We start from the raw sequence: 8,700 nt of genomic DNA on the forward strand, positions 1-8,700 counted from the left end.
CGGCCCCCTGCCGGTTACTGCGGCGCGTCGCCCGTCGACACGGTCAGCGTGAACTGCGCGCTCGGCGACTTCGGGTCGAAGGGGTCGCCCGACTCGGGCGTCTGGCTCAGGACCGTGCCCTTGCCCCAGGTGTTCTCGTCCTGGTCGACGATCTTGTACTTCCAGCCGGCGGCCTGGAGGCACTCCTTCACCGAGTCGATGTAGACGTAGCGGAAGTCCGGCGCGGACTTCTTCGTCTTGTCGTTGTAGTAGTCGTACGCGCCGGTGCACTTCTCCTTGTCGATGGTCTTCGACTTGTCGCCGTCCCGGTGCTTGGCCTGCGCCCCGCCGGAGGTCCCGCCGCTCCCGGTCGTGCCGGCGGCCGTACCGCCGGTCGTGCCGGCCGCGGGGCTGGCGGAGGCCTGGTTCTGCGCCGGCTTGGCGGGGTCGTTCTTGTCGCCACCGACCAGGAGGGCGGTGATCACTCCCACGACCGCGAGGGCGGCGACGACGGCCGAGCCGATGATGACCGGCCTGTTGTTCCTCCCGCCGGAGGGGGACGGCGCGGGCGCCGACGGGGGCGGCGGCGTGCTGTAGGAGGGTGCCGGGGCCGCGTAGGCCGGGGCCGGCGCGGCGTGCGGCGCCGGCGTCGACGGCCCGTAACCGCCACTGGCGTAAGGATTCTGATAGGGCGTCTGGACGCTCTGCGGCGCCGGCGTGCCCCGGCTGTCGACCGGCGGGAAGACGGCCGAGCTGACGCCCGCACCGCTGCGGGCCGGCGGGCCGCCCGCGATGATGATCGGCGAGGCGGCGGCCTGCGCCGCGCCCGAGACCCGCGCGCACTCGTCGCGCATCGACTCGGCGCTGGGGAAGCGCTCGTTCGGGTTCTTCTTCAGCGCGCGGGCGACGAGCGCGTCCACGGCCGGCGGGACCGAGCGGTTGATCGAGGAGGGGACCGGCGGCTCCTCCTGGACGTGCGCGTAGGCGATGGCCAGCGGCGAGTCCGCATCGAACGGCAGCCGGCCGGTCAGCAGCTCGAAGAGCATGATGCCGACCGAGTACAGGTCGGAACGGGCGTCGACGCCGCGTCCCAGCGCCTGCTCGGGCGAGAGGTACTGCGGGGTGCCGACGACCATGCCGGTCTGCGTCATCGAGGTCACGCCGGACTGCATGGCGCGCGCGATGCCGAAGTCCATGACCTTGACCACGCCGCGCTTGGTCATCATCACGTTGCCCGGCTTGATGTCCCGGTGGACCAGGCCCATCTCGTGGCTGACCTCGAGCGCGGCCAGCACATCGGCTGTGATCTTCAGCGCTTTCTGGGCCGGCATCGCGCCGTACTGGGCGATGTCCGCGTCGAGGACCGAGCGCAGCGGCTGGCCCTCGACGTACTCCATGACGATGTACGGCATCGTCGCGCCGTCGAGGTCGTCCTCGCCGGTGTCGAAAACCGAGACGATGTTGGTGTGGGTGAGCTTGGCCACCGACTGCGCCTCGCGCCGGAAGCGCTCGCGGAAGGACGCTTCCCGGCCGAGTTCGGTGTGCAGCGTCTTGATGGCGACCTGGCGGTCCAGCACACTGTCGTACGCGAGGTGCACGGAGGCCATGCCGCCCTCGCCGAGCAGGTCGCGCAGCTGGTAGCGGCCGCCGCCGACCGCGCGTCCCGCGTACCGGCTCCGCGCGCCGTCCTGGCTCATGGTGTTACTTCCCCCTCGGCGCACGGCCTGCCGTACGGCATGTCTTCACGTTGTCTTCCAGCTGTCTTCCGGCCAAGTCTGCCCCAGGCCACGGGCACGTCAAGCCGCGTGCCCGTTCCGTGACCGGATGCGCGACAAGCCGTCACGGGATTTGCCTTGCTCGGCCCGATACGGGTTTGATAACCGGTCCATCCCGGACCGGTGCCCGCTCGGAAGCCTGTAGCGTGGCCTGGCGGAAGACCGTATTGCCCCGCGCACGCCCCCGAACGCGAGCGGCCAGACACGACGGCGAGGACTGATGGCACAGACGCAGAGCGCCCAGGGTCCGGGCGACCCTGACGCCAACGGGGGCGGAATGCCCGATGTGCCTGAAATGTGGGGTAACGGCGGGCTCGTCGGCGACGGCCGCTACCGCCTCACCCACCGGCTCGGCCGCGGCGGCATGGCCGAGGTCTTCGCCGCCGAGGACGTGCGCCTCGGCCGCACGGTCGCGGTCAAGCTGCTCCGCGCGGACCTTGCCGAGGACCCGGTCTCCAAGGCCCGCTTCACGCGCGAGGCCCAGTCGGTCGCCGGCCTGAACCACCATGCGGTGGTGGCCGTCTACGACTCCGGCGAGGACACCGTCGGCCGCAACGTCGTGCCGTACATCGTCATGGAGTTGGTTGAAGGCCGCACTATTCGCGACCTGTTGCTCAGCGCCGAGGCACCGCCGCCCGAGCAGGCGCTGATCATCGTGTCGGGCGTGCTGGAGGCGCTGGCCTACAGCCACCAGCACGGCATCGTGCACCGCGACATCAAGCCCGCCAACGTGATCATCACCAACGCGGGCGCGGTCAAGGTCATGGACTTCGGCATCGCCCGCGCCCTGCACGGCGCGGCCTCCACCATGACCCAGACCGGCATGGTCATGGGCACGCCGCAGTACCTCTCGCCCGAGCAGGCCCTCGGCAAGACCGTCGACGCCCGCTCGGACCTCTACGCGACCGGCTGCCTGCTGTACGAACTGCTCGCGCTGCGCCCGCCGTTCACCGGCGAGACGCCGCTGTCGGTCGTCTACCAGCACGTCCAGGACACTCCGGTGCCGCCGTCGCAGGTGCTCGGCAGCGTGCCGCCGGAGCTCGACGGGCTTGTCATGCGCTCCCTCGCCAAGGACCCGGACGACCGGTTCCAGAGCGCCGAGGAGATGCGCGGGCTGGTCCAGTACGCGCTCCAGATGCTGCACGAGGCGGGCGGCCACACGGGTGTCTGGGACACCGGCCCGATCGACCACGCCACGGCCGCCACCCAGGTGATCGGCGGTCCGGGCGGCGGCGCGGCCGGCGGCCTGGGCATGGGGGCCACCACGGCCATGCCGCACCCGCAGCACGGTGACACCTCGCAGCAGCCGCTGCTGCCGCGCCGGTCCGGCGCCGGGAACGACGGCGGCTTCGACGGCTACGGGGGCGGCCGTGGCCGTCCGCAGGGCGGCGGCCGGGGCAAGACCCTGCTGATCGTCGCCGTCGCGTTGATCGCGCTGGTCGCGGGCGGTGTCTGGGTGCTGACCAAGGGCAACGGCACGGCCGGCAAGAACGGGCACACCACGTCCGACAAGCAGACCCCCGGTCCCTCCACCTCGCCGACGCCCAGCTCCACCCCGAGCCAGGGCGGTACGCGCAAGCACTCGCCGTCGCCCGGCCACAACGGCACCATCGGCGGTGACACCAGCGACCAGGGCAACTGGACGGACGACCCGGGCAACGACCCGACCGACGAGCCGACGCGCGGTTCGCACTCGCAGGCGCCGTCCGGCAACCCGAGCAACCCGACGGTGCCGTCGACCAAGCCGACGGACGGCGGGGACAACAAGCCGTCCGACAAGCCCTCGCAGCCCGGTGGCACCACCGAGGGCGGGACGTCGGGCACCGGCCCGACCGCGGGTGCCGGTACCCGCGGCGCCAGCGGCTGAGGCCGAGGGGCCCCGCACCGCGGGGCCCGCTCAGTCCGTGAACGCCTCGCGCACCGCCTCGTAGGAGCGCGTCCACCACACCGACAGCGCCGCCGACGCCGGGAAACCGGGGTCGGCGCGGTGGTCGTTGAGCTGGTAGTGCCAGCGCAGCATCCAGAAGTCGTTCAGCCGCTCCCACCACACCCGGTGCACGGCCGCCGCGAGCTCGCCCGCGTCCGCGCCGGTCGCGCGGCGGTAGGCGCGCGCGTACGGCCTTATCTTCACCAGGTCGAGCGTGCCGTCGGGGGACAGGAAGAAGATCACGGCCGCCCGGACGGCCTCCTCGGCGCGGGGCTGCACGCCCAGCCGGTCCCAGTCGATGATCGCGGCGGGCTCGGCGCCCCGGTAGAGCAGGTTCAGCGGGTGGAAGTCGCCGTGCACCCAGCCCCGGGCGGGGACGGCGGCGGCGTCCGGGCGGCGGTGCGCGTGCCGCTCCAGCAGGCCGCGGCGTTCGACCAAACGGTGTTCCGCGAGCTCGTCGAAGGCGTCGCGGGGGCGGCTGCGCACGAGGGTCAGGAGCTCGTCGATGAGGGCGTAGGTGTCCTCGGGGTCGGCCGCGGCGTCCGGAGCCGCTCCCGGGCCCGTACAGGCCCCTTCCGGGCCCTCCATGACCTGCTCCAGACAGGTGTGCACATGGCCCAGCAGTGCGCCGAGGCGGCGGGACTGGGCGGCGGTCAGCTCGCCGCCGTCGCGGTGCCGGCCCTCGATCCAGGGGTGCAGCGCGTAGCAGCGGCCGCCCAGCACGGTGACGGTCGAGCCGTCGCGGCCGGCGACGGGCGGGGCGACGGGCAGCCCGAGCGCGCCGAGCCGGCGGGTGACCTCGTGCTGGCGGGAAATCGCCTCCTGGTCGCCGTCGAGGTGGTGCTTGAGGAAGAAGCGGCCGCGCGTGGTGGAGAGCCGGTACCCCCGGTTGAGCAGGCCTTCCGTCAGCGGTTCGCAGGAGACGGGGTCGCCGAGGCGTCCGTAGCGGCGCAGCAGCGTGCGCAGGGTGCCGCCGTCGGGTGGGGCGGTCGAGACATTTGAGCGCGGCACGCCCCAAATGTTAGTTCACGCAGAGTGGGCGACCCGTCGCGCGGGTACGCCCTCGAGGTGGTGAACCGTGCTGAACTGGGGTTCTACGCAAAGGTATTCGGGAACGAAGGGCGCGTCGTCGGCGGTGCGCGGGGCCGGGCCGAAGAGCTCCAGCTCGGCGGGGCCCGGGGTGGCGGTCCGCGCCGTGCCGACGCACTGCGCGGTCCACACGGCCTCGTCGTCCCCGGCGCGGTCCGCGAGATTGTCCGCGCCGTACGCGACGACGACGCCGTCGCAGGCCCGGGCGTAGCCGAAGCCGGCGTGCGTGCGCAGCAGGATCCGCCCGTCCCCGGTCACGATGTGGCGGGCGACGGTGATGACGGGGAGGGCGCGCAGGCTCACGGAAAGCCGGCCGTACGCCGTGCGGCGGAGCAGATCGAGGGCGTGGGCCGGGTCGTAGCGCATGGCCTCACTCTGCACGCCAGTCTCACGTGCCCCTAGAGCCTTTGGTCCTCTCCCCCGTCACTGTTCTGCGGCCCGGTCTCCGGCCCGGTCTCCGGCCCGGTCTGCGGCCCGGAAAAAACCGGCCCCGGCGACCTAGCGGCCTTCGGCCTGGAGCCGTGCGACGTAGGCGGCGGCCTGGGAGCGCCTCTCCATGCCCAATTTCGCGAGCAGGCTGGAGACGTAATTCTTGATCGTTTTCTCCGCCAGATGCAGCCGCTCGCCGATCGCCCGGTTCGTCAGGCCCTCGCCGATGAGGTCGAGGATGCGTCGTTCCTGGTCGGTGAGGGAGGCGAGGCGCTCGTCGCCCTTCGCGCCCTTGCCGTGGCGGAGGCGTTCCAGAACGCGGGCGGTGGCCACCGGGTCGAGCAGGGATTTCCCGGCCGCGACATCGCGTACCGCGGAGAGGAGTTCATTGCCGCGAATGGCTTTGAGGACATATCCCGAGGCGCCCGCCATGATGGCGTCGAAGAGGGCCTCGTCATCGGCGTAGGACGTCAGCATCAGGCATTTGATGTTTTCGTCCTGCGAACGGATCTCACGGCATACTTCCACTCCGCTGCCATCCGGAAGGCGGACGTCCAGTACGGCGACATCAGGACGCGTAGCCGGAATGCGCACGAGCGCGTCGGCGGCCGTGCCGGCCTCCCCGACCACCTCGATGTCCACCTCGGAGGAGAGCAGCTCGTGCACGCCGCGGCGGACGACCTCGTGGTCGTCAAGCAGAAATACCGTGATTTTTCCTTCTTCGCGCACGATGACAGTCTCACACATCGACTCTTCCCCTGCTCTTGTCCGGCGGGATAACGTGCCCCCGTTCCGGCCGGGCGCAAGGCGCTGACCAGTGGAGATATGGCCCCGTTGTCGATTTACTTGGAAATCCAAGCAAAATCGCAGGTCAGATGGGGTTTCGCAGTAATGCGTCCCGCTGGGTAACGTGCTTGTTGCAGGCCAATGGCCGGGGCGCCTGTCACGCCCGGTTTCCGGCCTCGGCACACCCACCCCGTGTGCCGTCGGGGATCGAGCGAGCCTCCCCCTGTCTCACGGCGGGGGGACCCCCTCTGGCCGCCGGCGACCCCGGGGGCCGGACAGACGGAGGAGCACACGTGACCGTGGACAGCACTGCCGCGCGCAAGCCGCGACGCAGTAACGGCAAGCGAGCCGGCGCCGCGAAGACGGCCGAGGGGTCGGCCCAGGCCGACCTCGTCCAGCTGCTGACGCCGGAGGGCGTACGGGTGGAGCACCCGGACTACTCCATCGACGTCTCGCCCGAGGAACTGCGTGGTCTGTACCGCGACATGGTGCTGACCCGCCGCTTCGACGCGGAGGCGACCACGCTCCAGCGGCAGGGCGAACTGGGCCTGTGGGCCTCCCTGCTGGGCCAGGAGGCCGCGCAGATCGGCTCCGGCCGGGCCACCCGCCACGACGACTACGTCTTCCCGACCTACCGCGAGCACGGCGTCGCCTGGTGCCGCGGGGTCGACCCGACCAACCTGCTGGGCATGTTCCGCGGGGTGAACAACGGCGGCTGGGACCCCAACCAGAACAACTTCCACCTCTACACCATCGTCATCGGCTCGCAGGCGCTGCACGCGACCGGTTACGCGATGGGCGTGGCCAAGGACGGCGCGGACTCCGCCGTGATCGCCTACTTCGGCGACGGCGCCTCCTCGCAGGGCGACGTGGCCGAGGCGTTCACCTTCGCGGCCGTCTACAACGCCCCGGTGGTGTTCTTCTGCCAGAACAACCAGTGGGCGATCTCCGAGCCCACCGAGCGCCAGACCCGTGTCCCGCTCTACCAGCGTGCCCAGGGCTACGGCTTCCCCGGCGTGCGGGTCGACGGCAACGACGTGCTGGCCGTGCTCGCGGTCACCAAGGCGGCGCTGGAGCGCGCCCGCACCGGCCAGGGCCCGATGCTGATCGAGGCGTTCACCTACCGCATGGGCGCCCACACCACCTCCGACGACCCGACGCGCTACCGGCGCGACGAGGAGCGCGAGCTGTGGGAGGCGAAGGACCCGATCCTGCGCCTGCGCGCCCTGCTGGAGCGCGAGGGCCACGCGGACGAGGCGTTCTTCACCGAGCTGGAGGCCGAGAGCGACGCCCTCGCCAAGCGCGTGCGCGACACCGTGCGCACCATGCCCGACCCCGACCACATGGCGATGTTCGAGCACACGTACGCCGACGGCCACGCGCTGGTCGACGAGGAGCGCGCACAGTTCGCCGCGTACCAGGCTTCGTTCGCAGAGGAGAGCAAGTAACCATGAGCATCGAGAAGCTCTCGATCGCCAAGGCGATCACCGCCTCCCTGCGCGCCGCCATGGAGGCGGACCCGAAGGTCCTGGTCATGGGCGAGGACGTCGGCAAGCTCGGCGGCGTCTTCCGCGTCACCGACGGGCTCCAGAAGGACTTCGGCGAGGAGCGGGTGATCGACACCCCGCTGGCCGAGTCCGGCATCGTCGGCACCGCGATCGGCATGGCCCTGCGCGGCTACCGCCCGGTCGTGGAGATCCAGTTCGACGGGTTCGTCTTCCCGGCCTACGACCAGATCGTCACGCAGCTTGCGAAGATGCACGCCCGCGCGCTCGGCAAGATCAAGCTGCCGGTCGTCATCCGCATCCCCTACGGCGGTGCCATCGGTGCCGTCGAGCACCACAGCGAGTCCCCCGAGTCCCTGTTCGCGCACGTCGCGGGCCTGAAGGTGGTCTCCCCGTCGAACGCGGCCGACGCCTACTGGATGATGCAGCAGGCCATCCAGAGCGACGACCCGGTCATCTACTTCGAGCCCAAGCGCCGCTACCACGACCGCTCCGAGGTCGACACCGACGCCATCCCGGGCCCCCTGCACGCCGCCCGCACGGTCCGCGAGGGCACGGACCTGACGCTGGTCGCCTACGGGCCGATGGTCAAGACCTGTCTGGAGGCCGCGGCCGCCGCCGCGGAGGAGGGCAAGTCGCTGGAGGTCGTGGACCTGCGCTCGATCTCGCCGATCGACTTCGACGCGATCCAGGCGTCGGTGGAGAAGACCCGCCGGCTGGTCGTGGTCCACGAGGCGCCGGTCTTCTTCGGCTCCGGCGCGGAGATCGCCGCCCGGATCACCGAGCGCTGCTTCTACCACCTGGAGGCCCCCGTCCTGCGGGTCGGCGGCTACCACGCCCCCTACCCGCCGTCCCGGCTGGAGGACGAGTACCTGCCCGGCCTCGACCGGGTGCTCGACTCCGTCGACCGCGCGCTGGCGTACTAGGGGATAGAGGAGAGCCGTGACGATGACTGCAAGCACCCAGCGCTTCCGCGAGTTCAAGATGCCGGACGTCGGCGAGGGACTCACCGAGGCGGAGATCCTCAAGTGGTACGTGGGCGTCGGTGACACCGTCCACGACGGGCAGATCGTCTGCGAGGTCGAGACCGCCAAGGCGGCCGTCGAGCACGAGCTCAACAGCGGGAACCGCTGCCCGGGCTCGCCCGTGGAGACGCCGGCGTCCTCGGGGCCCTGGTGGACTCCACGCACCGCACCGACCGTTCCCGAGG

8 protein-coding genes are annotated in these 8,700 nt (G+C 71.3%); 4 read left to right on the forward strand and 4 right to left on the reverse strand.

The genetic code is table 11. The annotated features are described in order from the left end of the window. Positions 1–14: 14 nt before the first annotated feature. On the reverse strand, positions 15–1,676 hold the full coding sequence (locus tag AB0K09_RS01785) for a protein kinase (RefSeq protein WP_366063218.1): 1,662 nt from the start codon (positions 1,674–1,676) through the stop codon (positions 15–17). Between the two features lie 298 nt (positions 1,677–1,974). Here AB0K09_RS01785 and AB0K09_RS01790 point away from each other — a divergent pair, with 298 nt between their 5' ends. Next, the gene (locus AB0K09_RS01790; protein WP_366063219.1) at positions 1,975–3,621 is read left to right on the forward strand and encodes a protein kinase; all 1,647 of its coding nucleotides are present in this window, start codon (positions 1,975–1,977) and stop codon (positions 3,619–3,621) included. 30 nt (positions 3,622–3,651) lie between these two features. Here the strand turns inward: AB0K09_RS01790 and AB0K09_RS01795 are convergent, their stop codons facing one another. From AB0K09_RS01795 to AB0K09_RS01805, 3 genes are all read right to left on the reverse strand, one after another. Further along, a complete protein-coding gene (locus tag AB0K09_RS01795) occupies positions 3,652–4,692 on the reverse strand; it encodes a phosphotransferase (RefSeq protein ID WP_366063220.1) in 1,041 nt (346 codons plus the stop codon). A gap of 15 nt (positions 4,693–4,707) precedes the next feature. Then, the gene (locus AB0K09_RS01800; protein WP_366063221.1) at positions 4,708–5,136 is read right to left on the reverse strand and encodes a pyridoxamine 5'-phosphate oxidase family protein; all 429 of its coding nucleotides are present in this window, start codon (positions 5,134–5,136) and stop codon (positions 4,708–4,710) included. Between the two features lie 132 nt (positions 5,137–5,268). Next, complete coding sequence (locus AB0K09_RS01805) at positions 5,269–5,928, reverse strand: response regulator transcription factor (protein WP_366063222.1); 660 nt, start codon at positions 5,926–5,928, stop codon at positions 5,269–5,271. Between the two features lie 350 nt (positions 5,929–6,278). Between AB0K09_RS01805 and pdhA the strand changes: the two genes are divergently transcribed. The 3 genes from pdhA to AB0K09_RS01820 form a co-directional block, all read left to right on the forward strand. Further along, the gene (gene pdhA, locus AB0K09_RS01810) at positions 6,279–7,433 is read left to right on the forward strand and encodes a pyruvate dehydrogenase (acetyl-transferring) E1 component subunit alpha (protein WP_366063223.1); all 1,155 of its coding nucleotides are present in this window, start codon (positions 6,279–6,281) and stop codon (positions 7,431–7,433) included. Positions 7,434–7,435: 2 nt separating this feature from the next. After that, positions 7,436–8,416, forward strand: coding sequence for an alpha-ketoacid dehydrogenase subunit beta (locus AB0K09_RS01815; protein WP_366063225.1), 981 nt, complete (start codon positions 7,436–7,438; stop codon positions 8,414–8,416). Positions 8,417–8,438: 22 nt separating this feature from the next. Continuing rightward, positions 8,439–8,700, forward strand: a 262-nt coding sequence (locus AB0K09_RS01820; RefSeq protein WP_366063226.1) for a biotin/lipoyl-containing protein, incomplete at its 3' end; no start/stop codon positions are given.

The sequence above is a fragment of the Streptomyces sp. NPDC049577 genome (assembly GCF_040675635.1).
Taxonomy (GTDB): domain Bacteria; phylum Actinomycetota; class Actinomycetes; order Streptomycetales; family Streptomycetaceae; genus Streptomyces.